Source organism: Mesorhizobium sp. M5C.F.Ca.ET.164.01.1.1, assembly GCF_004792125.1.
In the GTDB taxonomy this organism is placed as follows: domain Bacteria; phylum Pseudomonadota; class Alphaproteobacteria; order Rhizobiales; family Rhizobiaceae; genus Mesorhizobium; species Mesorhizobium wenxiniae.
Map to the genome: position 1 here is coordinate 1 of NZ_SRTG01000126.1, position 422 is coordinate 422.

Annotated in this window: 2 pseudogenes; both read left to right on the forward strand. The window is 60.2% G+C overall.

What is annotated here, in order from left to right:
• Positions 1-106, forward strand: a pseudogene (locus EN807_RS37180) (glycine/betaine ABC transporter substrate-binding protein); the annotation flags it as partial.
• Positions 107-226: 120 nt separating this feature from the next.
• Positions 227-422: pseudogene (locus EN807_RS32755) on the forward strand (choline ABC transporter permease subunit); the annotation flags it as partial.

Genomic DNA, 422 nt, shown 5'->3' on the forward strand with positions numbered 1-422 from the left:
CTGGCTGAAGAAGCATCCGGACGCGGTCGCGCCCTGGATCGCCGGCGTCACCACCTTCGACGGCGGCGATGCCGCCGCGGCAGTCAAGACCGCGCTCGGAGGCTGAGCCGACCATGAATCCGGCATGACCGGAGCAAGGGCAGCCACCATGGAAAAGGCTGCCCTTTTTCATATCCTGTGACAAGATGACTGTCCGGCAAGGACGGCGCAGCCAGAGAGGGGCAAGATGGATCCGATTTCCAAATTCCTGATCGATTACAAGATTCCCATCGGGCCCTGGGGCAAGGCTTTCTTCGGGTTCCTCACCGACCATTTCGACACTGTGTTCAGGGCGTTCTCGAATGGCCTGAATTTCATCCTCGACGGGCTGGTCAACATCCTGCTGATGGTGCCGCCGGTGCTGCTCGCTTTGGTAATCGCCA